This is a genomic window from Streptomyces sp. ISL-10, from assembly GCF_018614575.1.
GTDB lineage: Bacteria > Actinomycetota > Actinomycetes > Streptomycetales > Streptomycetaceae > Streptomyces.
In genome coordinates, this window is sequence record NZ_JAGGOJ010000016.1 from 1 (window position 1) to 22,448 (window position 22,448).

At 70.1% G+C, this 22,448-nt stretch carries 23 protein-coding genes; 18 read left to right on the forward strand and 5 right to left on the reverse strand.

What is annotated here, in order from left to right; all coding sequences use genetic code 11:
* Positions 1-43: 43 nt before the first annotated feature.
* Both J7E88_RS19675 and J7E88_RS19680 read right to left on the reverse strand, forming a co-directional pair.
* On the reverse strand, positions 44-715 hold the full coding sequence (locus J7E88_RS19675) for a response regulator transcription factor (protein WP_215182861.1): 672 nt from the start codon (positions 713-715) through the stop codon (positions 44-46).
* 13 nt (positions 716-728) lie between these two features.
* A complete protein-coding gene (locus tag J7E88_RS19680) occupies positions 729-1,697 on the reverse strand; it encodes a RecB family exonuclease (RefSeq protein WP_251022909.1) in 969 nt (322 codons plus the stop codon).
* A gap of 120 nt (positions 1,698-1,817) precedes the next feature.
* Between J7E88_RS19680 and J7E88_RS19685 the strand changes: the two genes are divergently transcribed.
* From J7E88_RS19685 to J7E88_RS19695, 3 genes are all read left to right on the forward strand, one after another.
* Complete coding sequence (locus J7E88_RS19685; RefSeq protein WP_215182864.1) at positions 1,818-3,068, forward strand: site-2 protease family protein; 1,251 nt, start codon at positions 1,818-1,820, stop codon at positions 3,066-3,068.
* A gap of 486 nt (positions 3,069-3,554) precedes the next feature.
* Positions 3,555-4,442 (forward strand): tRNA (adenine-N1)-methyltransferase, encoded by an 888-nt coding sequence (locus J7E88_RS19690; RefSeq protein WP_215182866.1) that lies wholly within the window; start codon positions 3,555-3,557, stop codon positions 4,440-4,442.
* Positions 4,443-4,703: 261 nt separating this feature from the next.
* On the forward strand, positions 4,704-5,285 hold the full coding sequence (locus J7E88_RS19695) for a hypothetical protein (protein ID WP_215182868.1): 582 nt from the start codon (positions 4,704-4,706) through the stop codon (positions 5,283-5,285).
* Positions 5,286-5,318: 33 nt separating this feature from the next.
* Here J7E88_RS19695 and J7E88_RS19700 read toward each other — a convergent pair whose 3' ends face one another.
* The gene (locus J7E88_RS19700) at positions 5,319-5,630 is read right to left on the reverse strand and encodes a ferredoxin (RefSeq protein WP_215182870.1); all 312 of its coding nucleotides are present in this window, start codon (positions 5,628-5,630) and stop codon (positions 5,319-5,321) included.
* A gap of 263 nt (positions 5,631-5,893) precedes the next feature.
* On the opposite strand from J7E88_RS19700, the gene arc reads away from it, so the two are divergent.
* From arc to prcA, 5 genes are all read left to right on the forward strand, one after another.
* Entirely contained in the window at positions 5,894-7,660 is a 1,767-nt protein-coding gene (gene arc / locus J7E88_RS19705) for a proteasome ATPase (RefSeq protein WP_215182872.1), read from the forward strand.
* Positions 7,661-7,918: 258 nt separating this feature from the next.
* Complete coding sequence (dop, locus tag J7E88_RS19710) at positions 7,919-9,430, forward strand: depupylase/deamidase Dop (protein WP_374196300.1); 1,512 nt, start codon at positions 7,919-7,921, stop codon at positions 9,428-9,430.
* 149 nt (positions 9,431-9,579) lie between these two features.
* Complete coding sequence (locus J7E88_RS19715; RefSeq protein WP_100106333.1) at positions 9,580-9,798, forward strand: ubiquitin-like protein Pup; 219 nt, start codon at positions 9,580-9,582, stop codon at positions 9,796-9,798.
* A gap of 146 nt (positions 9,799-9,944) precedes the next feature.
* The gene (prcB, locus tag J7E88_RS19720; RefSeq protein ID WP_215182874.1) at positions 9,945-10,790 is read left to right on the forward strand and encodes a proteasome subunit beta; all 846 of its coding nucleotides are present in this window, start codon (positions 9,945-9,947) and stop codon (positions 10,788-10,790) included.
* Between the two features lie 39 nt (positions 10,791-10,829).
* Positions 10,830-11,594, forward strand: coding sequence for a proteasome subunit alpha (gene prcA / locus J7E88_RS19725; RefSeq protein ID WP_215182876.1), 765 nt, complete (start codon positions 10,830-10,832; stop codon positions 11,592-11,594).
* Between the two features lie 110 nt (positions 11,595-11,704).
* On the opposite strand, the gene J7E88_RS19730 is transcribed toward prcA, so the two are convergent.
* A complete protein-coding gene (locus J7E88_RS19730) occupies positions 11,705-12,736 on the reverse strand; it encodes a hypothetical protein (RefSeq protein WP_215182878.1) in 1,032 nt (343 codons plus the stop codon).
* Positions 12,737-12,793: 57 nt separating this feature from the next.
* Positions 12,794-13,891: a LacI family DNA-binding transcriptional regulator gene (locus tag J7E88_RS19735; RefSeq protein ID WP_215182880.1), complete on the reverse strand. Its 1,098-nt coding sequence runs from the start codon at positions 13,889-13,891 to the stop codon at positions 12,794-12,796.
* A gap of 146 nt (positions 13,892-14,037) precedes the next feature.
* Between J7E88_RS19735 and J7E88_RS19740 the strand changes: the two genes are divergently transcribed.
* The 10 genes from J7E88_RS19740 to tatC all read left to right on the forward strand — a co-directional run bounded on the left by J7E88_RS19740 (position 14,038) and on the right by tatC (position 22,386).
* On the forward strand, positions 14,038-15,309 hold the full coding sequence (locus J7E88_RS19740; RefSeq protein ID WP_215182882.1) for an MFS transporter: 1,272 nt from the start codon (positions 14,038-14,040) through the stop codon (positions 15,307-15,309).
* A gap of 9 nt (positions 15,310-15,318) precedes the next feature.
* Complete coding sequence (gene pafA / locus J7E88_RS19745; RefSeq protein WP_215182884.1) at positions 15,319-16,680, forward strand: Pup--protein ligase; 1,362 nt, start codon at positions 15,319-15,321, stop codon at positions 16,678-16,680.
* 117 nt (positions 16,681-16,797) lie between these two features.
* Positions 16,798-17,757: an FKBP-type peptidyl-prolyl cis-trans isomerase gene (locus tag J7E88_RS19750; RefSeq protein WP_215182886.1), complete on the forward strand. Its 960-nt coding sequence runs from the start codon at positions 16,798-16,800 to the stop codon at positions 17,755-17,757.
* 46 nt (positions 17,758-17,803) lie between these two features.
* Positions 17,804-18,178, forward strand: coding sequence for an FKBP-type peptidyl-prolyl cis-trans isomerase (locus J7E88_RS19755; RefSeq protein ID WP_215182888.1), 375 nt, complete (start codon positions 17,804-17,806; stop codon positions 18,176-18,178).
* Between the two features lie 157 nt (positions 18,179-18,335).
* Positions 18,336-19,292: a YafY family protein gene (locus J7E88_RS19760; RefSeq protein WP_215182889.1), complete on the forward strand. Its 957-nt coding sequence runs from the start codon at positions 18,336-18,338 to the stop codon at positions 19,290-19,292.
* A gap of 14 nt (positions 19,293-19,306) precedes the next feature.
* Positions 19,307-20,305 (forward strand): YafY family protein, encoded by a 999-nt coding sequence (locus J7E88_RS19765; RefSeq protein ID WP_215182891.1) that lies wholly within the window; start codon positions 19,307-19,309, stop codon positions 20,303-20,305.
* Positions 20,302-20,556: a CpXC domain-containing protein gene (locus tag J7E88_RS19770; RefSeq protein ID WP_215182893.1), complete on the forward strand. Its 255-nt coding sequence runs from the start codon at positions 20,302-20,304 to the stop codon at positions 20,554-20,556. The genes J7E88_RS19765 and J7E88_RS19770 overlap by 4 nt, the downstream gene beginning before the upstream one ends.
* 9 nt (positions 20,557-20,565) lie before the next feature.
* Positions 20,566-20,763 carry a hypothetical protein gene (locus J7E88_RS19775; RefSeq protein ID WP_215182895.1) on the forward strand — a complete coding sequence of 66 codons (198 nt, stop codon included), beginning with the start codon at positions 20,566-20,568 and terminating at the stop codon, positions 20,761-20,763.
* A 333-nt stretch (positions 20,764-21,096) separates the two neighbouring features.
* Positions 21,097-21,384, forward strand: coding sequence for a Sec-independent protein translocase subunit TatA (gene tatA / locus J7E88_RS19780; protein ID WP_215182897.1), 288 nt, complete (start codon positions 21,097-21,099; stop codon positions 21,382-21,384).
* A gap of 48 nt (positions 21,385-21,432) precedes the next feature.
* A complete protein-coding gene (gene tatC, locus J7E88_RS19785) occupies positions 21,433-22,386 on the forward strand; it encodes a twin-arginine translocase subunit TatC (RefSeq protein ID WP_251022911.1) in 954 nt (317 codons plus the stop codon).
* Positions 22,387-22,448: the final 62 nt, after the last annotated feature.

Here is a 22,448-nt window from a genome sequence, read left to right on the forward strand (position 1 = left end):
GCCGCCGGACACCGGCCGTCCCCATGAGGTCAGCTGTACGCACTCACTGGGCGCCGGGGCGCACCAGACCGCTCTCGTACGCGTACACCGCGGCCTGGACGCGGTCGCGCAGGCCCAACTTGGTGAGCACATGGCCGACATGCGTCTTCACGGTCGTCTCGCTGACGAAGAGATCAGCGGCGATCTCCGCGTTCGACAGGCCGCGCGCGACCAGCTTGAGCACCTCGACCTCGCGATCGGTCAGGCTGTTGAGCGTGTCCGGAACGGGCTCGTCCCCGGAGGGGAGGTGATCGGCGTACTTGTCGAGGAGCCTTCGGGTGATGCTCGGGGCCAGCATCGCCTCGCCCGCCGCGACCACCCGGATCGCCTGCACCAGCTCATTGGCCGGGGCGTCCTTCAGCAGGAAGCCGCTGGCACCGGCGCGCAGCGCCTCCACCACGTACTCGTCGAGGTCGAAGGTCGTCAGCACCAGCACCTTCGCCGGGCCGTCCCGCCCCGGGCCGGTGATCTGCCGGGTCGCCTCGACACCGTCCATCCGGGGCATCCGGATGTCCATCAGCACCACATCGGGCTGCAGCGCCCGCACCTGATCGAGGGCCTGGAGGCCGTCCCCGGCCTCACCCACCACCGCGATGTCCTGCTCCGCCTCGAGAATCATCCGGAAACCGGTGCGCAGCAGCGGTTGGTCGTCGACCAGTAGGACGCGGATCGCCACGGGTACTCCTTCTTTAGACCGGGCCCATTCTGCCCTGACCATCCTCGACCGACGCGCCCGGGGAAACGCTCAGCGGATAAACCGGGGGAGTGCCGCCGAACTCGGGACAGAACGCCTGGTGGTCGCACCAGCCGCACAGCTTGGTCGGCCGCGGCCGCCAGTCACCGGACCGCGTCGCCTGCCGGATCGCGTCCCACAGGGCGAGCAGCTTGCGCTCCATCCGCGCCAGGTCGTCCATCACCGGGTCGTACGTCAGCACGTCGCCGCTGCCGAGGTACACCAGCTGGAGGCGGCGGGGGAGCACGTTCTTCAGCCGCCAGATCACCAGCGCGTAGAACTTCATCTGGAACAGCGCGCCTTCGCTGTACTCCGGGCGGGGCGCCTTGCCCGTCTTGTAGTCGACGATGCGCACCTCGCCCGTCGGCGCGATGTCCACCCGGTCGATCACTCCGCGCAGCCGCAGCCCCGACTCCAGCTCCGTCTCCACGAACATCTCACGCTCGGCGGGCTCGAGCCGGGTCGGATCCTCCAGCGAGAACCACCGCTCCACCAGCTGCTCCGCCTCACCGAGCCAGCGCGCCAGCCGCTCACCGCCGACGTCCTCGGCGAACAGCTCGCCCAACTCCGGCCTGGTCTCCAGCAGCCTGGTCCACTGGCCGGGAATCATCGCCTTGGCCCGCGGCGCCGTGCGCCGGATGGCCGGATCGTCGAAGAGCCGCTCCAGCACCGCATGCACCAGCGTGCCGCGGGTCGCCGCCTCGCTCGGCTTCTCGGGCAGTCTGTCGATCACCCGGAACCGGTACAGCAGGGGGCACTGCATGAAGTCACTTGCCCGGGAGGGCGACAGGGACGTCGGCTCCGCGGCCGGCCTCGGCTCCACGGCGGCGGTCGCCACGCCGTCCGCTTCCGGGGCGGACCGCGGCTCCGGGGCAGCGGCGGGCACCCCGACGACGGGCGTGACGGGCTGCTGGCTCGTACTCATGGCTCAGACCCTACGGCCCGCCACTGACAGCGAGCGGCATACCATCGACGACAGGAGCTCGCCCGTGCATGATCGAGCGAGCGAGACCTCTGCGAAGAGCCTTGGCGACGAAGGGACCCCGTGAACGAGGACGACACGAGCGGCGAGCGCGAGCGGCCGCGGTCGGATGCGGGCAAGGGCGCGCCGGACGGCGGCAGGAAGCGCGGCCGGGGAGAACCGGGCGGCGGGATTCTCATGGGCCGCCCCTTCGGTGTGCCCGTCTACGTCGCCCCCAGCTGGTTCGTCGTCGCGGCCCTGATCACCTGGGTCTTCGGCGGCCAACTCGACCGCGTCCTGCCCGAACTGGGCGGTGCCCGCTACCTGGTGTCGCTGTTCTTCGCCGTCGCGTTCTACGCCTCCGTCCTCGTCCATGAGCTCGCCCACACTCTCGCCGCGCTCCGCTTCAAACTGCCGGTGCGGCGCATCCAGCTCCAGTTCTTCGGCGGCGTCTCCGAGATCGAGAAGGAGACCGAGACACCCGGCCGGGAGTTCGTCCTCGCCTTCGTCGGCCCGCTGCTCTCCCTCGTCCTGGCCGGTCTGTTCTACCTGGGCATGACGGCCGTCGAGCCCGGCACCGTGCCCGGAGTGCTGCTCGCCGGACTGATGGTCTCCAACCTGATCGTCGCCGCGTTCAACCTGCTGCCCGGACTGCCCCTCGACGGCGGCCGCATGCTGCGTGCCGTCGTCTGGAAGATCAGCGGCAAGCCCATGACCGGCACCATCGCCGCAGCCTGGGTCGGCCGCGCGCTCGCCGTCGCCGTCCTCATCGGCCTTCCGCTGCTCACCCACACCGGGGCCCTCGGCAACGCGACCGAGGACATCGGCGGCATGGAGACCGTCACCGACGCGCTGCTCGCGGCGATCCTCGCGGCCATCATCTGGACCGGCGCCGGCAACAGCCTGCGCATGGCCCGGCTCCGCGAGCACCTGCCCGAGCTCGCGGCGCGCGCACTCACCCGCCGCGCCGTCCCCGTCGAGACCGACACCCCGCTCTCGGAGGCCCTGCGCCGCGCGAACGAGGCCGGGGCCCGCGCCCTCGTCGTCGTCGACGGCCACGGCGAGCCCACGGCGCTGGTCCGCGAGGCGGCCATCGTCGGCGTCCCGGAGCACCGCCGCCCCTGGGTCGCGGTGAGCACCCTGGCGCAGGAGCTGACCGAGGACATGAAGGTCCCCGCCGAGCTCGCCGGGGAGGCCCTGCTCGACAGGCTCCGTGCCGCGCCCGCGACGGAGTACCTGGTCCTGGAGGAGACCGGCGAGATCTACGGCGTCCTGTCCACGGCCGACGTCGAACGTGCGTTTGTCGCGGCGATGGCGCGGCCGTCATCCTCTTAGGGCATTGTTCTCCCCCTGGCTTTGCTGGGGGGAGACCCACCGGGGCGCTTTCAGCGTGTGCGACGGTCGATCGTGCCCGACCTTCGTTCCTCAGGACCTCCGCGCCCCCCACTACCGCTGGGTGGTGCTCCCACTCCCATTCCGACACCCGCGCCCCTTCGGCTCACTCGCCACGCGGTGGGCCCGGTCGGTGGCGCGGACGACGCTTCCGCAGGCCCTCCTGGGCCGGGGCGTGTTCGTTGCGAAACCGACCCCGCAGGTCACCCTGTCGACGGCGCCCACCGTCGGCACGGGCACGCCCCGGCCCGTGGGCGCCCGTCTCTGATCCGGACATCCGCCGGACTCCGTCGCCCCCGCCCGCAGTCGGCACGACCCACTTCCCGCCTCGGGGCGTGATCGCGACGGGCCGGCGGACCCGACGGTCATCGCCCGCCCCCCGGCCGGGGCGTGGTCCGGGGCGTGGCCCGGGCCCGGTAGGCTGGTCACATGTCCGAACCGACCGGTGCCGCCCGCCGTCGCGGGCCCTTCAAGGTCGGGGACCAGGTCCAGCTCACCGACCCCAAGGGACGCCACTACACGTTCACGCTCGAGGCCGGGAAGAACTTCCACACCCACAAGGGTTCCTTCCCCCACGACGAGCTGATCGGCGCTCCCGAGGGCAGTGTTGTCCGTACCACGGGAAACGTCGCCTACCTCGCGCTGCGCCCCCTGCTCCCCGACTACGTCCTGTCCATGCCCCGCGGCGCCGCCGTGGTCTACCCCAAGGACGCGGGGCAGATCCTGGCCTTCGCCGACATCTTCCCCGGCGCACGCGTCGTGGAGGCCGGCGTCGGCTCGGGCTCGCTGAGCAGCTTCCTCCTGCGCGCCATCGGCGACCACGGCATGCTCCACTCCTACGAGCGCCGCGCGGACTTCGCCGAGATCGCGCAGGCCAACGTGGAGCGCTACTTCGGCGGCCCGCACCCCGCCTGGCAGCTCACCGTCGGCGACCTCCAGGACAACCTGACCGACTCCGACGTCGACCGCGTCATCCTGGACATGCTCGCTCCCTGGGAGTGCCTGGAGGCCGTCTCCAAGGCGCTCGTCCCCGGCGGCATCCTGTGCTGCTACGTCGCGACGACCACCCAGCTCGCGCGCACCGTCGAATCCATCCGGGAGATCGGCTGCTTCGCCGAACCGCAGCCCTGGGAGTCGATGATCCGGAACTGGCACGTCGAGGGACTGGCCGTACGTCCTGACCACCGGATGATCGGTCACACCGGCTTCCTCGTCACCGCCCGCCGTCTCGCCGACGGCGTGGAGCCCCCGATGCGCCGTCGCCGCCCCGCCAAGGGCGCCTACGGCGAGGACTACGAGGGACCCAACAAGGGCTGACGCCCGCGACGCCGCGCGCCCGACTCCGTCCGGCGACTGCGTCCGGGTGCGTCCGGGCTGCCGCCCGTACAACGCACCGCCGCCGCCGCCGAGTTCCCGTGCCCCGCACGGAACTGGGCGGCGGCGTTGTCTTCCTGACCCGGCGTCGGGCCGTCCTTTCTTTACCCGAGGCTTACGGACCCCGCTGTTCCGGTCCCGTGTGACGTATGGCACGATGCTGGCCACCCCCACCAGCACTGGCCTTCGGAGGAGACTCCCCGCGTGCAGAACTCCGCAGCCGTTCCGGACCTCGCGCACACCCACGCCCGCCCGGTGCACTGGCTGGCCACCGCGACGGCGATGGCCGCGGTCGTGGCGGCCGCCGGCTTCGTCCAGCCCGACGCCGCGACGGCGTCCCAGAAGGGTTCGGAGCCACGAACGGCGACGGCCGCGGCGCCCGTGCCCGCACCCGACCCGGCCGGCGTCCCGTTGCCTCTGGAATGCGGCGCCGTCGGCAGTGTCGTCACCAAGCGGGCCACGGGCGACCTCGACGGCGACGGCAGTCCGGAAACGGTCGTCGCCGCCCGGTGCGACGCCGGGTCGGGAACTCCGCCGAGCGGTGTGTACGTCCTCGCGGCGGGCCGCGGCACCGCGGCACGCGTCGTGGCGACCCTCGTTCAGCCCGCAGAGAAACTGAGCGCCGGCGCGCTCGCCGTGCGTGACGGTGCGATCACCGCCACCCTGCTCGGCTACTCGTCGCCGCAGGTGCCCAGCTGCTGCCCCGATGAGCAGGAGAGGGTCGAATGGCGCTGGCGGGGCGGGAAGTTCGTGCGCGCGGCCCTGCCGGAAGCGCGCGGTATGTGACTGTTCATTCCGCAGCGCGCAGTAGGTGACCGCTCACTGCGCGTCGGGGCCGTAGACCTCTACCCTGTCCGAAACCCGACGTACGTGGATGCAATCGCCCGGGCACTCCTTGGCCGAATCCACCACGTCGGTCAGCAGCGGCAGCGGAACGGGCGTTGTGGCGCCCGGGGCCTGGAGCAGTTCGTCGTCCGCGGACTTCACATAGGCCAGCCCGTCGATGTCGAGCTCGAAGACCTCGGGAGCGTACTGCGCACAGATTCCGTCGCCGGTGCAGAGGTCCTGGTCGATCCAGACCTCGAGCGCATCTGCGGCACCTGCGGTGGGAACCTCGTGCTGCACGGTCATATCTCCTGCCGTTTCCTTCGTCGGGCGCTGCAAGTGAAGCAAGTCGCGCCAGCCCTGACGGGTGTTGAACGCTTCGACGATACAACCGACCGCTTTTCGATGTTGCGGGGTGGGTATCTGCTGGGTATTCCCCTGGCACGAGGGAGAGCGCAAGGGTGAAGATCGGACACACCCCTTCCGTCTTTGTGATCTAGGGGTTTCAATCACCACCCACACAGGTAGGGTCAGGAAGCGTCCAGCTCCCCTTGGAGGAGGTGAGGACCGTGGCAGCCCACGACGACGACATCAACCGCGGCATCCGGCCGGGGCGGGGGTCTGAAGACCCAGCCGGCCAGGTTGCCTATCTCGAGCAGGAAATCGCCGTCCTGCGCCGCAAGCTCGCCGACTCTCCGCGCCATACGAGGATTCTCGAAGAGCGGATCGTCGAGCTGCAGACCAACCTGGCCGGCGTGTCCGCACAGAACGAGCGGCTCGCCAACACGCTCCGTGAGGCCCGCGACCAGATCGTGGCCCTCAAGGAGGAGGTCGACCGGCTTGCGCAGCCGCCGGCCGGCTTCGGTGTCTTCCTGCAGGCGAACGAGGACGGCACGTGTGACATCTTCACCGGGGGCCGCAAGCTCCGGGTGAACGTGAGCCCCAGCGTCGAGCTCGACGAGCTCCGGCGCGGCCAGGAGGTCATGCTCAACGAGGCGCTCAATGTGGTCGAGGCCATGGAGTTCGAGCGTGCCGGGGACATCGTCACCCTCAAGGAGATCCTCGAGGACGGCGAGCGTGCCCTGGTGATCGGGCACACCGACGAGGAACGGGTGGTGCGGCTCGCGGACTCACTGCTGGACATCACCATCCGGGCAGGGGACGCGCTGCTGCTCGAGCCGCGCTCCGGCTACGTCTACGAAGTGATCCCGAAGAGCGAGGTCGAGGATCTCGTCCTCGAAGAGGTCCCGGACGTCGATTACACCAAGATCGGCGGACTGGGCAACCAGATCGAGATGATCCGCGACGCGGTCGAGCTGCCGTACCTCTACCCCGACCTCTTCAAGGAGCACGAACTGCGGCCGCCGAAGGGCATCCTGCTCTACGGCCCGCCAGGCTGCGGCAAGACGCTCATCGCCAAGGCCGTCGCCAACTCCCTTGCCAAGAAGGTTGCCGAGGTGACCGGGCAGCCCGCGGGGAAGAGCTACTTCCTCAACATCAAGGGCCCCGAGCTCCTCAACAAGTACGTGGGTGAGACCGAGCGGCACATCCGTCTCGTCTTCCAGCGTGCCCGGGAGAAGGCGGGTGAGGGCACGCCCGTCATCGTCTTCTTCGACGAGATGGAGTCCCTCTTCCGCACCCGTGGCTCGGGTGTCAGCTCGGACGTGGAGAACACCATCGTCCCGCAGCTGCTCGCCGAGATCGACGGTGTGGAGGGGCTGGAGAACGTCATCGTCATCGGCGCCTCCAACCGTGAGGACATGATCGACCCCGCGATCCTGCGGCCCGGCCGGCTCGACGTCAAGATCAAGATCGAGCGTCCGGACGCGGAGGCCGCCAAGGACATCTTCGCCAAGTACCTCACCCCCTCGCTCCCGCTGCACGCCGACGACCTCGGCGAGCACAGCGGATCGAAGGAGGCCGCGGCACACGCCATGATCCAGTCGGTCGTGGAGCAGATGTACGCGGAGTCCGAGGAGAACCGCTTCCTCGAGGTCACGTACGCCAACGGCGACAAGGAAGTCCTCTACTTCAAGGACTTCAACTCCGGCGCGATGATCCAGAACATCGTCGACCGGGCCAAGAAGATGGCCATCAAGGCCTTCCTCGACCACAACCAGAAGGGCATCCGCGTCTCCCACCTCCTCCAGGCTTGCGTGGACGAGTTCAAGGAGAACGAGGACCTGCCCAACACCACCAACCCGGACGACTGGGCCCGGATCTCCGGAAAGAAGGGCGAGCGGATCGTCTTCATCCGCACCCTTGTCACCGGAAAGCAGGGCGCCGACACCGGCCGGTCCATCGACACGGTGGCGAACACCGGTCAGTACCTGTAAGCAGGCGCACCGGCTGCGGATGCCACGGTCCCCACGCGACAGCAGGGGGGCGGCATCCGCAGCCCGATGCTTTCCGGACAGGTGACGCCACACCGGAGCAATGACGAAATTGATCTCCCCACCCACGCAGCGGCGTTCTAGGCTCGTCGGTATCGCCGCATTGCGGAGTGCGGGGACGGGCACCGCACGCGCACCGGAGAGCCAGCGGTATCTGAGCGCCGCTCCCAGCGGGGAGCGCCGCCGGGCAAGGAGGGCCGCATGACCGTACGGCGAGTAATGGGCATCGAGACGGAGTACGGCATCTCCGTCCCGGGCCACCCGAACGCCAATGCCATGCTCACCTCGTCCCAGATCGTCAATGCGTACGCGGCGGCGATGCACCGGGCGCGCCGCGCCCGCTGGGACTTCGAGGAGGAGAATCCGCTGCGGGACGCCCGCGGCTTCGACCTCGCCCGCGAGGCCGCCGACTCCAGCCAGCTCACCGACGAGGACATCGGTCTGGCCAACGTGATCCTCACCAACGGCGCCCGGCTCTACGTCGACCATGCTCACCCCGAGTACAGCTCGCCCGAGGTCACCAACCCGCGCGACGCCGTGCTCTGGGACAAGGCCGGTGAACGGATCATGGCCGAGGCCGCCGAGCGGGCGGCCCAGCTGCCCGGCGCGCAGCCGATCCACCTGTACAAGAACAACACCGACAACAAGGGCGCGTCCTACGGCACGCACGAGAACTACCTGATGAAGCGGGAGACCCCGTTCTCGGACATCGTGCGCCATCTGACGCCCTTCTTCGTCTCCCGGCAGGTCGTCACGGGCGCGGGCCGGGTGGGAATCGGCCAGGACGGCCATGAGCACGGGTTCCAGATCAGCCAGCGCGCGGACTATTTCGAGGTCGAGGTCGGCCTTGAGACCACCCTCAAGCGACCGATCATCAACACACGCGACGAACCGCACTCCGACGCCGAGAAGTACCGCCGGCTCCATGTGATCATCGGCGACGCGAACCTGTCGGAGATCTCCACCTACCTCAAGCTGGGCACCACGGCCCTGGTCCTGTCGATGATCGAGGACGGGTTCATCGCGGTCGACCTCGCGGTCGAGCAGCCCGTACGCACACTGCACCAGGTCTCGCACGACCCAAGCCTCCAGCATCTGGTCACTCTGCGTAGCGGCCGGACGCTCACCGCAGTCCAGTTGCAGATGGAGTACTTCGAGCTCGCCCGCAAGTACGTCGAGGAGCGTTTCGGCGCCGACGCCGACGAGCAGACCAAGGACGTCCTCACCCGCTGGGAGGACACGCTCAACCGCCTGGAGAACGACCCCATGAGCCTGTCCGGCGAGCTGGACTGGATCGCCAAGCGGGAGCTCATGGAGGGCTACCGGCGCCGTGACGGCGTGGACTGGGACGCGCCCCGCCTGCACCTCGTGGACCTGCAGTACGCGGACGTCCGTCCCGACAAGGGCCTGTACAACCGCCTGGCGGCCCGGGGGAAGATGAAGCGCCTCCTGGACGAGCAGGCGGTCGAACGGGCCGAGGCGAGCCCTCCAGAAGACACCAGGGCCTATTTCCGCGGCCGCTGCCTGGAGCAGTACGCGGACGACGTGGCCGCGGCGTCCTGGGACTCGGTCATCTTCGACCTGCCCGGCCGTGACTCTCTGCAACGAGTGCCCACGCTGGAACCTCTGCGCGGGACGCGTAACCATGTCAAGGAGCTCCTGGACCGGTGCCGCACGGCCGAAGAGCTGGTCCGCGTACTGTCCGGGAGCTGATCCGCGGCTGAAAGGCCTCCCGTCCGGGAATCATCGAGGTGGTCCCCGGACGTTGAGCGAAAGTACGGGGCCGATGTCGGACCCGGCTTGTAGGGTCTGATCTTGACCGAACGAACTCACGTCAGGGCAAACCGAGCGGGGTGAGGGACATGGCGACCAAGGACACCGGCGGCGGGCAGCAGAAGGCCACGCGTTCCACGGAGGAGGTCGAGGAGCAGGCGCAGGAAGCGCAGGCGGCCGAAGACCTCAAGGAGCGCCAGGAGAAGCTGTCGGACGACGTCGACTCCGTACTGGACGAGATCGACGACGTCCTCGAGGAGAACGCGGAGGACTTCGTGCGGTCCTTCGTGCAAAAGGGCGGCCAGTAGCTGCCGTTGTCCGTCCCGGTCCCGCCGGTGAAAGCCGGGGGGACCGGGACGGATGACCGGCCACGGCGCGGGTAAGGTCCGTGCACAGTTCGAAAGATCGGCCCGCGCGCGAAGAGGCGGGCCGCCGCCTACCCGGAAGGAAACGCGTGGAAGCCAACCCTCGTAGCACCGGGCGTCTGCCGGCAGCCTTCCTGACGCCGGGCTCCTCGTCCTTCATGGACTTCCTGGGCGAGCACTCACCGGACCTGCTCCCCGGCAACCGCTCACTGCCGCCCGTGCAGGGAGCTTTCGAGGCGCCGCACGGCACGACCATCGTCGCGACGACGTTTTCCGGCGGCGTCGTGCTCGCCGGTGACCGCCGCGCCACGATGGGCAACATGATCGCGCAGCGCGACATGCAGAAGGTCTTCCCGGCCGACGAGTACTCGGCCGTGGGCATCGCCGGCACCGCGGGTCTCGCCGTGGAGATGGTCAAGCTGTTCCAGCTGGAGCTGGAGCACTTCGAGAAGGTGGAGGGCGTCCAGCTCTCCCTCGAGGGCAAGGCGAACCGCCTCTCCACGATGATCCGCAGCAACCTCGGCATGGCCATGCAGGGCCTCGCCGTCGTGCCGCTCTTCGCGGGTTACGACATCGACCGCGACAAGGGCCGCATCTTCTCCTACGACGTCACGGGCGGCCGTTCCGAGGAACAGGGATACGCGGCCACCGGCTCCGGCTCGATCTTCGCGCGCGGTGCCATGAAGAAGCTCTACCGCGAGGACCAGACCGAGCAGCAGGCCACCACGCTGGTCGTCCAGGCGCTGTACGACGCCGCCGACGACGACTCGGCGACCGGCGGCCCGGACGTGGCCCGGCGGATCTACCCGATCGTCACGGTCATCACGGACGAGGGTTTCCGCAGGCTCACCGAGGCGGAGACCTCCGAGATCGCCCGTTCGATCCTCGAAGGCCGCCTCGCCCACCCGGACGGCCCGCGCGCCGCGCTGCTCTGACACATGTACTTGCCTTTGACAGAAAGGGACGGATAGCCGGTGTCGACGCCGTTCTACGTCTCACCCCAGCAGGCCATGGCCGACCGTGCGGAGTACGCCCGCAAGGGCATTGCCCGTGGTCGCAGCCTCGTCGTGATGCAGTACGCCGACGGCATCGTCTTCGTCGGCGAGAACCCGTCCCGTGCGCTGCACAAGTTCAGTGAGATCTACGACCGAATCGGCTTCGCCGCGGCCGGCAAGTACAACGAGTACGAGAACCTCCGCATCGGCGGCGTTCGCTACGCGGACTTGCGCGGATACACCTACGACCGCGACGACGTGACGGCCCGCGGCCTGGCCAACGTCTACGCGCAGACGCTGGGCACCATCTTCTCCAGCGCCGGTGAGAAGCCGTACGAGGTGGAACTGGTCGTCGCAGAGGTCGGTGCGTCCCCGGAGGGTGACCAGATCTACCGCCTTCCGCACGACGGCTCGATCGTGGACGAGCACGGCTCGGTCGCGGTCGGCGGCAACGCGGAGCAGATCAGCAGCTTCCTCGACCAGCGCCACCGCGACGGGATGTCACTGGCCGAGGCGCTGAAGCTCGCGGTGCAGGCCCTGTCCAGCCAGGCCAACGGCACCGACCGTGAGATCCCGGCCGAGCGCCTGGAGGTCGCCGTCCTGGACCGTACGAGGCCGCAGGCGCGGAAGTTCAAGCGGATCGTCGGCCGGCAGCTGTCGCGGCTGCTGGAGGCCGAGGAGGCCGCCACGGCACCCACGGACGCCCCTTCGGACATCGAGGAGACGGAGGAGGGCGAGGAGTAGCCCGCCCCGCCCCCGACGCCAGTGCCCCGAACCGCCCGTGCGGTCCGGGGCACTGCTGTGCGCGGGGGGCGATGCCGCCTGGCACGGTTGTGTGCGGCCCACCCGTGGGCTCAGGCCCTGGGCAGTGCCCAGTGGTGCAGGTCCTCGCCGTGGCGGGTCAGCCAGGTGCCGTCGCCGAGCGCGGTGACCTCCGTCCCGACGGGGCGGGGATAGCGCAGCCGGCCGAGCGGGGTCAGTGACCGGGCGTCGCACAGCCAGTGCCGGGTGGCGGGCGGTCTGCCGCGGAGGAAGACCCGGCCGGTGACCAGGACATGAGCCGGGTCGAGCAGGCAGGCCATGGCGACCTCGTCGTTCCCGGGATCGGGGACCAGAGCCGAGAGGTCGAGCAGCGCGGTCTGCTCGTCGCTCGTGGCGTTGTGCAGGCCGAGCTCGTCCCGGTCGTCCTTGACCGCGATGTGCTCGGCGCGGCGCAGGGTCACGGCCCGGTCGGCGCCGGGCAGGAAGCCGACCACCTCATGCATGCCCACGCCGCCACGGATGTGCAGCCCGTCGTGCCGCGGTTCGACCCACCAGGTCGTCCAGCTCGCACAGGGCGTCCAGCACGACAGCGCCATCACATGGCCGTCGGGGTGCCACGCGCCGCTCATGTCGGAGGCGACGGAGCCGATCGGGCGCTCCGCGTTGACGTCACCGGTCACGGCGTCCAGCAGGAGCAGTGTGTCGCGCAGCCGGCACCGCTCCTCCGCGCCGGGATGGAGCGTCGGCACCACGGCACACACCAGGCGTCCATCGGGGCTCGCCACGGGGGCGCCCGGCGGCTGTGGGTCGCGTCGGCGGTGGTGCCGAACGGGATGGGAGAGCGTCCAGCGGTTCCGGCCGTCGGCGCCGAGCGCACGGAGCCGGGCGCTCTCGGCCACGACGACCGTGCCGTCGTGCAGGGGAGTGGCCCGTGCCTGCCGCGGCAGTGCCACCGAGTGCAGCAGCGACGAGTCGCCCGCGAGGAACGCCGTGCGGTCGTGCAGCTCCAAACGGTCGTCGTGGCGGACCGCGAGGCGCCCGCCGGGCGCGGGACGCACCGAGCCCGGGGCTCGTACTCCGCCGATGAGCGTCGCGTCGATCGGGTGCTGTGCCGCGCTGGTCATGATCGCGATCGTTCCACGGCCCGTCGCGGCGCCTCAAGGACGGCGGGAGCGAATCGGTCAGGCGGGCGGGCGTCGGTTTCCGGCCATGTGCCGGTCCGTCGGCAACCCGTCCGGAACGGGAGCCGTGGAGCCCCGAACGGCCAGTTCCACGGGAAGGACGTCCTGCGCGGGGGACCGGTTGTCCAGCACCGCGAGCAGCGCCGACATGCCCCGTTCGCCGATCCGCTCGGCGGGGAGGCGCACCGTGGTGAGTTCCGGTTCGACGGCGGTGGCCAGGGCGAGGTCGTCGAAGCCGGTGACCGAGACGTCCTCGGGGACGCGCAGCCCGAGCCGCCGCACGGCCTTGCAGGCGCCCGCGGCCAGGATGTCGTCGTCGCAGATCAGCGCGGTCGGCCGCGGGCCGGACGCGGTGAGCGCCCGCTCGGCCGCCGCACGGCCGGACGCCACGTCGAGCGGGGCGGGAACCGTGGTCAGCTCCGCGTCCGGGACCCCCGCCAGCGCCGAGTGCAGCGCCCGGGCGCGTACGTCGAAGGTCCAGGAGGCGACGGCGGAGGCGAGGTGGACGAAGCGGCGGTGCCCGAGCCCTAGCAGATGGTCCGTCACCTGCCGCATGCCGTCGGCGATGTCCAGGTTGACGTGGGCGGCGACACCGGTGTCCGCCGGGTCGCTGTCCAGCATCACGAGCGGCAGGTCGCTGCCGCGGATCGCGGCGAGCGTCCCGGAGGCCATCGAGGAGGCGATGACGCCGTCGAGAGCGGCGCGGGCGGAGGCGAAGGGGTCCTTCGCGGGACCGATGCCCTCGGGCGACGGGTAGAGGACGACGCCGAAGCCGTGGCTGGCGGCGACGCTGGCCGCGCCGGTGTAGACGCGGGCGAAGAACTCGTTCGTGAGAGCCGGCACGACGAGCAGGGCCGTCCTGGTGCGCCCGAGACGCAGATTGCGGGCAGCGAGGTTGGGCCGGTAGCCGATCTCCCGGGCGGCGTCGCGCACCGATGCGGCAGTGCGCTCGGAGACACGACCGCGCCATTTGTCGCCCAGGACGAGGGAGACCGTGGCCTGCGAGACCCCGGCCACACGGGCGACGTCCTTGCTGGTGGGGCGGGTGGAGCCCGCTTCCGCCGGGATGGGACGGCCCGCGGGGGTCTGGTGTGCCATGCCGTGCCGTCCTCGGCCGCGCCTGTCTGCTTGTCGACAACGCCCGGGGCGGCGGCTCGGTGGACCCGCGGACTGTCGACATGGTACGTATGGAGGACCACGTTATACGTAAAACCTCGGCGGGTCCGGGGGAGAGGGGTTGCCGGATGGCCGCCGGATACGCAGACATCCTCAGAGCGCCGCATGCCGCACGGCTGCTGAGCGGCACTCTGGTGGGCCGGCTGCCCAGCGCCACCGCGCACATCGCGATCGTCCTGTTCACCCGTGCGGAAGGCGGCAGCTACACCCTCGCCGGCGCCCTCGCCGCCGTGTACGGACTCGCGACCGCCGTGGGACAGCCCCTGCTCGGCCGCGCCGTCGATCTGTACGGACAGCCGAAGGTCCAGTTCCCCGCCGCCGTCGTCTCGGCGCTCGGCATGCTGCTGCTGGCCGTCGCCGGAACGGGCTCGCTGCCTCTCGCGTACGCCGCGGTGACCGTCGCGGGCCTGTTCACCCCGCCGCTGGAAGGCGGGTTGCGCGCCCTGTGGCCGAGCGTGCTGGGCCAGGAGGACCGCGTCCACCGCGCGTACGCCATGGACGCGGTCGCGCAGGAGATCATGTTCACCGTCGGCCCCCTGCTGGTCACCCTCCTCGTCTCTGTCTGGTCGCCCGCCGCCGCGCTCCTCGTCATCAACGCGATAGGCGTCATCGGCGCCCTGTCCGTCGTCATGTCCCAGCCCTCCCGCGCCTGGCGCTCGGCACCCCGGGAGGCCCACTGGCTCGGCGCCCTGCGCTCTCCGGGGCTCCTCGCCCTGCTGGGCGCGTTCTTCTTCGTGGGGCTCGCACTCGGATCCATCACCGTCGCCGGCGTCGCCTACGCCGACGACCACGGCCGCGAGGCGGTCTACGGCTGGCTGATGGCCGCCCTCGGTCTGGGCGCACTCGTCGGCGGCACCGTGTATGGCGCACGGCAGTGGGCGGGAGCGCCCGAGACCAGGCTGCGCGCCATCGTCGCACTGCTCGCCCTCGGCTACCTGCCGCTGGTGCTCACCCCCGGTGTCGTCGCGATGACCGCGCTGTCCGCGCTCGCCGGCGTCTTCCTCGCACCCGCCATCGCCTGCGCGTTCATCGTCGTCGACCGGCACGCCCCGCGCGGCACGGTCACCGAGGCGTTCTCCTGGCTGGTGACCACCTTCGGAGTCGGCGCGGCCGTCGGCACCGCCGTCGCCGGCCCCGCCGTCGAGATCGGCGGCACCGCGTGGAGCTTCGCCGTGGCCGGCGCCGCGGGATTCGCCGCCCTGCTCGTTCTGACGGCCACTCAGCGCGTGCTCGCGGTCGCCGGCCGTACCGGCGACATTGCGGGCCCGGACCCGGACTCATCGGAAAATGATCGAAACGGGGCCGTCCAACCCGGTTTCAGCTCAGGCCGTGAGGCGTAATGTTCAGACATGGACCGCCGCATTTTCGGGCTGGAGAACGAGTACGGCGTCACGTGCACGTTCAGGGGACAGCGCCGACTGTCACCTGACGAAGTGGCGCGCTACCTCTTCCGCCGTGTCGTGTCATGGGGCCGCAGCAGCAATGTCTTTCTGCGGAACGGCGCCCGCCTGTACCTCGACGTGGGCTCGCATCCGGAATATGCAACGCCGGAATGCGACAACGTGACCGAACTGGTCACGCACGACAAGGCCGGCGAGCGCATTCTGGAAGGCCTGCTCGTCGACGCCGAACGCCGCCTGCACGAGGAGGGAATCGCGGGCGACGTCTATCTCTTCAAGAACAACACCGACTCGGCGGGAAACTCCTACGGCTGCCACGAGAACTATCTCGTCGCCCGGCACGGTGAGTTCTCCCGGCTCGCCGACATCCTCATTCCCTTCCTCGTGACGAGGCAGCTGCTCTGCGGCGCGGGCAAAGTGCTGCAGACGCCGCGCGGCGCGGTCTACTGCGTCAGCCAGCGCGCCGAGCACATCTGGGAGGGCGTCAGCTCCGCCACCACCCGCTCCCGGCCGATCATCAACACCCGCGACGAACCGCACGCGGACGCCGAGCGCTACCGCCGCCTCCATGTCATCGTCGGCGACTCGAACATGTCCGAGACGACCATGCTCCTCAAGGTCGGCGCCACCGACCTCGTGCTCCGCATGATCGAGGCGGGCACCGTCATGCGCGACCTCACCCTGGAGAACCCGATCCGGGCCATCCGCGAGGTCAGCCACGACATCACCGGCCAGCGCAAGGTGCGCCTGGCCTCCGGCCGCGAGGCCTCCGCCCTCGAGGTCCAGCGCGAGTACTACGAGAAGGCCGTCGACTTCGTCGACCGCCGGGGCATCCGCACGGGCACGGTCGCCCAGGTCCTCGAACTGTGGGGCCGCACGCTGGACGCCATCGAGACCGAGGACCTCGACCGCATCGGCACCGAGATCGACTGGGTCATGAAGTACAAGCTCCTGGAGCGCTACCGCGCCAAGCACAACATGACCATGTCGCATCCGCGGGTCGCTCAGATAGACCTCGCGTACCACGACATCCACCGCAGGCGCGGGCTGTACTACCTCCTGGAGCGCAAGGGCCAGGCCGCCCGGATCTGCAACGACCTGAAGATCTTCGAGGGCAAATCGGTGCCCCCGCAGACCACCAGGGCACGACTGCGCGGCGATTTCATCCGCCGTGCGCAGGAGCAGCGGCGGGACTTCACCGTCGACTGGGTGCACCTCAAGCTCAACGACCAGGCGCAGCGGACCGTGCTCTGCAAAGACCCGTTCCGCTCGGTCGACGACCGCGTGGAGAAGCTCATCGCCGGCATGTAGCACGCGGTAGCACGAAGAGTCGGAACGTCACTCGGGCCCCGTACGTTTCTCGTGCGGGGCCCTTGACACGCCCTAGAGTGTCCGCAACTACTGAGCCGTAAGAGATCTGAGGAACACGTGCGCCGACTTGCCGGCCTTCTCGTCGTGCCCCTGCTGCTGTTGTCGACAGCGGCCTGCGGCAGCGAAGACAAGGACTCCGATTCCGCTTCCGCTTCCAACTCTGCCGTCTCGATGACGAACGGGCTGCCCACGATCACCGCGGGCAAGAAGTTCGGTGAGAAGCCGACCCTGGCCAAGGGCGAGGGTAAGCCGCCCAAGGACCTCAAGGTCAACGTCATCAGCGAGGGCGACGGTCCGGCCCTGAAGAAGGGCGACCTGGCCAAGGTCGACTACCTCGGCCAGCTGTGGGACGGCGACAAGCCGTTCGACAACAGCTTCGACCGCGGTGAGCCGTTCGCGGTCACGATCGGTGGCGGCGGTGTCATCGAGGGCTGGCAGAAGGCGCTGGACGGCCAGAAGGTCGGCAGCCGGCTCGAGGTCGCCATCCCGCCGGAGCTCGGCTACGGCGCGCAGGGTCAGGGGGAGATCCCGGCCAACGCCACGCTGGTCTTCGTGATGGACATCGTCAAGGGCACCACCCTGCCGAGCACCGCCAAGGGCAGCGAGGTCGCCCAGGACAACATCGACCTGCCGAAGGTCGGCACCAACACCGACGGCAAGGCGCCGTCCATCACGGTGCCCGAGAAGGACGCGCCGACCAAGCTCGTGTCGAACTACATCATCGAGGGCACCGGCCCGGCGGTGAAGGCGAGCGACACGCTGGCTGTGCAGTACAAGGGCGTTCTGTGGAAGGGCGGCAAGGAGTTCGACAGCAGCTACGCCCAGGGCGGCGCGCCGGTCAACTTCCCGCTGGCACAGGTGATTCCGGGCTGGCAGAAGGGTCTGGAGGGCAAGAAGGCGGGCAGCCGTGTCCTGCTCGTCGTGCCCCCGGACATGGCCTACGGCGACCAGGCGCAGCAGAACATCCCCGCCAAGTCCACGCTGGTCTTCTCCGTCGACATCCTGGCTGTTCTGTAAGACTGTCCCGGTTGACTCGCACGAAAGAACGCAAGGAGCGACATCCGTGAGCATCGAGAAGCCCGAGATCGACTTCCCGGGCGGCGAGCCGCCGGCCGACCTTGAGATCAAGGACATCTGGGAGGGCGACGGCCCGGAGGCCAAGGCGGGCGACACCGTCTCCGTCCACTACGTGGGCGTGGCCTTCTCCACGGGCGAGGAGTTCGACGCCTCGTGGAACCGCGGCACCCCGCTGCAGTTCCAGCTCGGCGCCGGCCAGGTCATCCAGGGCTGGGACAAGGGCGTGCAGGGCATGAAGGTCGGTGGCCGGCGCCAGCTGACCATCCCCGCGCACCTGGCCTACGGCGACCGCGGCGCCGGTGGCGGCCGTATCGCCCCCGGCGAGACGCTGATCTTCGTCTGCGACCTGGTCTCCGCCTGACGGAGTGTCGCGCAGCGCTGCACAGCGTGACGAGGGCCCGTGCCTCCCCCAGACGCAGTCGGGGGCCCAGGCACGGGCCCTCGCTTTTGTCCCGACACCCCGGGGCGGTACGGTCGACGGGCGTAAGGGACTTCGAGAAAAGAGGTGAAGGGCGTCGATGGCCATTGCCAAGGCCGAGCGGCTGATGAATCTCGCGCTGTGTCTGCTCGGGACCCGGCGCCCGCTCAGCAAGCGCGAGCTGCGCGGGTCCATCGAGGCGTACCTGGAGGCCGGCTCCGACGACTCCTTCAACCGGATGTTCGAGCGCGACAAGGACGATCTGCGCGAACTCGGCCTGGTCATCGAGACGGTGGAGTCCCTCGACGGCGACATCGGCTACCTCGCCCGCCGCGACAGCAACCGTCTCCCGCCGATCACCCTCGACGCCGAAGAGGCCGCCGCCCTGGGCCTGGCCGCCAAGGTGTGGCAGCAGGCCCGCCTCGCCGGCGCCGCCAGCGGCGCCCTGCAGAAGCTGCGCGCCGCCGGCATGCCCGAGACCGAGGACGCCTACGAGGCGCACCACAGCGCCCTCGAACCCCGCATCCCCGTCCACGAGTCCGCCTTCGAGCCGCTCATGCTGGCCTGCCGCGACCGCCGCCCCGTCGTCTTCGACTACCGCAAGGCGAACTCCGCGCACCCCGAGCAGCGCCATGTCGAGCCCTGGGCGCTCGAATGCTGGCGCGGCCACTGGTACCTGGCCGGATACGACCGCGGGCGCGGGGCGGAGCGCGTCTTCCGGCTGTCCCGTATCACCGGCAAGGTCCGCTCGCGCGCGGGCTCGTTCACGGTTCCGGTGCCCGACGTCGTCACCGTGCGGGAGACCGTCGAGAGCTGGGCGGGGGAGACCGCGACCCGCTCCGCCCTGATCCGGCTGCGCTCTGGCTGCGGCTACCCGCTGCGTTCACGTGCCACGGCCGTACGGGAACTGGGCGGCGGCTGGGACGAGTTGGAGATTCCGTACGGGCACGGACTGGACGCCTGGCTCGTCGAGTTCGGCCCGGACGTCGTCGTGCTGGAGCCCGCGGACCTGCGGGCCGACGTGGTGGACCGGCTGCGCGCCGTGGCCAAGGGCTGAGGGAGATGCGGACCATGGCCGCCAACGCCATCGACCAGACCCGGCGCATGCTGTCGCTGGTGACGTATCTGCGCGAGCGCCCCGGCGCGCGTATCGCGGACGTCGCCCGCGCCTTCGGCATCACCGAGGACGAGCTCATCTCCGACCTCGACGTGCTGCCCATGTGCGGGACCAGCTTCCGCGGCGGCGACCTGCTGGACATCGACACCGACGGCGAGCGCATCTGGTGGCGCAACCCGGACGCCTCCGGTGAGTCCACCGCCGAGCCGCTGCGTCTCGCCGCCGACGAGGCGACGGCGCTGCTGGTGGCGGCCAGGGCCGTCGCGACCCTTCCTGGCCTCCGCGAAAGCGACCGGGAGGCTCTGCTGCGGGCCACGGCGAAGCTGGAGGCCGCCGCGGGCGAGGCAGCCGGAGCCAGCTCCCGGCTGTCGGTGACCTTCGAGTCCGAGGGCGGTGTCTTCGCCGACGTCGACCGGGCCATCTCCGAGCGCCGCCGTCTTTGGCTGCGCTACTACTCACCCGCGCGCGACGAGCTCACCGAGCGCGAGGTCGACCCCATCCGCCTCTTCGCCGTCGGCCACACCTACATGGAGGCCTGGTGCCGGCTCTCCGAGGCGCGCCGCACCTTCCGCCTCGACCGGGTCGCGGAGATCCGGCTGCTCGACGCCCCGGCCGCCCCGCCCGAGATCGAACTGCGCGACCTCTCCGAAGGCCTGGTGCAGCCCTCCGCCGACGACCCCGAGGTGATCGTCGAGGTCGGCCCCGGCGGACGCTGGGTCGCCGAGTACTACCCGCACGACAGCGCGGAGGAGCTCTCCGACGGCGGACTGCGCATCACGCTGCGCACCCCGGCCCCCGCTTCCCTGCGCAGGCTCGCGCTGCGCCTGGGCCGCGACGGGCGCATCGTCTCGCCGCCGGAGCTCGCCACCAGCGCGCGGACGGCGGCGCAGGACGCGCTCGCCGCCTACGACGGCGAGGACGCCGGACGGGACGAAGGAGTGCGCATTCCATGACGGTGATCCCCCAGATCCCCGCCGCCGTCGGGCCCGTGCTGTTCAAGGCGGCCTGCCCCGACTGCCGGGCGCGCTTCGAGCTGTCCGCGGGAGCGCTGCGTCTGGCGATCGGCGGCAGCCGCCGGACCACCTTCTACTCGTTCACCTGTCCCGAGTGCGGCGCGGCCGTCCGCAAGCCGGCCGGGGAGCGCATCGTCGAGCTGCTGACCGGCGGCGGCGTGCGCACGCTGCGCCTGCACACCACCGCGTAGGCTCCTCGCATGTTCTGGCCCATGCTCGCCGTCGCCCTCGGTTTCCTCGGTATCGCCGTCCTCGGCGTCCTCGGCATCAGGGTCTTCATCGAGGCCCAGCGCCTGGGCCGTGAGGTCGCCCGCACCGCTCAGCGCATCGACCGGGCAGCCGAGGAGCTGGAGAGGGCGGCGACGTCCCTGGCGCGCACCGGGAAGACGCTGCCCTGAGCGCGTCCCCGGTGCGGAACGGGAAGACGCTGCCCTGAGCGTCCTCGGAGCGGACCGGGAAGAGGCTTCTCAGACGCGCCGGGCGGTGATCGCCGGCCGCGTAAGGCGGTCGGCGGAGATCACGGACGCACCCTGCTGCGGCGCTGATCCTGGCGGTACGCTGCTGATGGCGGCACCGGAGATGAGGCGCCGACCGCTGACGGGTGTATGCGCAGGGATTGCCCTGCGTTTACCCGCCCGAGTTACGATCGCTGCCGGTCGTTTCGGACGTCGGTCCGGCGCGATCCGCAGCCTAGAGCCCCAAGCCGCCTCGGTGAGAAGGTAGACACAGTTATGTTCCGACAGATCGGCCCCACCGAGATCATCATCATCGCGCTTCTCATCCTCCTTCTGTTCGGGGCCAAGAAGCTCCCCGACATGGCCCGTTCGCTGGGCAAGTCCGCCCGCATCCTCAAGAGCGAGGCCAAGGCGATGAAGTCCGAGGGCCAGCCGACGGCGGCGCCCGCGGAGCCGAAGGACCCGGCGCAGGGCCAGGCGGCGCCCCGCACCATCCAGGCCGCGCCCGGCGATGTGACCAGCGCTCGCCCTGTGACCGAGCCCACCGACACCCCCCAGCGCTGATCGAAGGCCACACCGACCGTGGCCTGCCGCACGAGATGAGGACGTGGGTTGCTCAAGTCTGCCCGCTCGAAACAGAAGGAGAAGGACCCCGAGGGGCGGATGCCACTCGCGGACCATCTGCGTGAGCTCCGCAACAGGCTCGCGAAGGCCACGCTGGCGATCGTCATCGCCTCGGCCGTCGCGGTGGTCTACAGCCAGGAGTTGATGGACTTTCTCACCTCGCCCGTGCCGGAGTGCGGGAAGGACGGCCCGAAGAAGGGCGGGGTGTGCGCCACCATCGTCTACACCGACCTGCTGTCGCCGTTCACGACGACGGTCAAGGTGGTACTGATGGCCGGCATCGTCGCCTCGTGCCCGTTCTGGCTCTACCAGCTGTGGGCCTTCGTCGCGCCGGGTCTGCACAGGAGCGAGAAGAAGTACAGCTACTACTTCGCCGCCGCCGCGGCGCCGCTGTTCGCCTTGGGCGTGTACTTCGCGTACCTGATCATGCCGGTGAGCATGAAGGTCCTGCTCTCCATCACCCCGGCCCCGGCGGAGAACCTGCTGAGCGTCGACAAGATCCTGGACTTCACCGTCCGGATGGTGCTGATCTTCGGCTTCTCCTTCGAGCTGCCGCTCCTGCTGATCATGCTGAACCTGACCGGCATGGTGACCGGTCGGCGGATGCTCGGCTGGTGGCGGGGCGCCGTCATGGGCATCTTCGTCTTCGGCGCGATCGCCACCCCCTCCACCGACCCGCTCGGCATGGTCGCGCTGTCCGGGCCGATCATCCTGCTCTACTTCCTCGCCGTCGGCTTCTCGCTGCTCAACGACCGCCGCAGGCGCCGTAACGACCCCGATGCCGAGCTCGACGACGACGAGGCCTCCGCGCTCGACCTGACGCCCTCGAACCTCGGCGAGGTCGAGGCGGTCTCCGCCGCCGGGGCGCTGCCCGGGCAGGCCACCGGCGACGCCGACGGCGGCCGGTCGAACCGGCTCAACGGATACGACGACATCACCTGACGCACAGTCTCCGACACGCTTGGTGAGGGGCCGAAGAGCCATCTTCGGCCCCTGTTCGTGTG

Excerpts from the sequence above, each read along its gene's own strand:
- J7E88_RS19680 (WP_251022909.1), bottom strand. The coding sequence starts at position 1,697 with ATGAGTACGAGCCAGCAGCCCGTCACGCCCGTCGTCGGGGTGCCCGCC.
- J7E88_RS19690 (WP_215182866.1), top strand. The coding sequence starts at position 3,555 with ATGTCCGAACCGACCGGTGCCGCCCGCCGTCGCGGGCCCTTCAAGGTC.
- J7E88_RS19700 (WP_215182870.1), bottom strand. The coding sequence starts at position 5,630 with ATGACCGTGCAGCACGAGGTTCCCACCGCAGGTGCCGCAGATGCGCTC.
- dop (WP_374196300.1), top strand. The coding sequence starts at position 7,919 with ATGACCGTACGGCGAGTAATGGGCATCGAGACGGAGTACGGCATCTCC.
- J7E88_RS19715 (WP_100106333.1), top strand. The coding sequence starts at position 9,580 with ATGGCGACCAAGGACACCGGCGGCGGGCAGCAGAAGGCCACGCGTTCC.
- J7E88_RS19730 (WP_215182878.1), bottom strand. The coding sequence starts at position 12,736 with ATGACCAGCGCGGCACAGCACCCGATCGACGCGACGCTCATCGGCGGA.
- J7E88_RS19735 (WP_215182880.1), bottom strand. The coding sequence starts at position 13,891 with ATGGCACACCAGACCCCCGCGGGCCGTCCCATCCCGGCGGAAGCGGGC.
- J7E88_RS19740 (WP_215182882.1), top strand. The coding sequence starts at position 14,038 with ATGGCCGCCGGATACGCAGACATCCTCAGAGCGCCGCATGCCGCACGG.
- pafA (WP_215182884.1), top strand. The coding sequence starts at position 15,319 with ATGGACCGCCGCATTTTCGGGCTGGAGAACGAGTACGGCGTCACGTGC.
- J7E88_RS19760 (WP_215182889.1), top strand. The coding sequence starts at position 18,336 with ATGGCCATTGCCAAGGCCGAGCGGCTGATGAATCTCGCGCTGTGTCTG.
- J7E88_RS19765 (WP_215182891.1), top strand. The coding sequence starts at position 19,307 with ATGGCCGCCAACGCCATCGACCAGACCCGGCGCATGCTGTCGCTGGTG.
- J7E88_RS19770 (WP_215182893.1), top strand. The coding sequence starts at position 20,302 with ATGACGGTGATCCCCCAGATCCCCGCCGCCGTCGGGCCCGTGCTGTTC.
- J7E88_RS19775 (WP_215182895.1), top strand. The coding sequence starts at position 20,566 with ATGTTCTGGCCCATGCTCGCCGTCGCCCTCGGTTTCCTCGGTATCGCC.
- tatA (WP_215182897.1), top strand. The coding sequence starts at position 21,097 with ATGTTCCGACAGATCGGCCCCACCGAGATCATCATCATCGCGCTTCTC.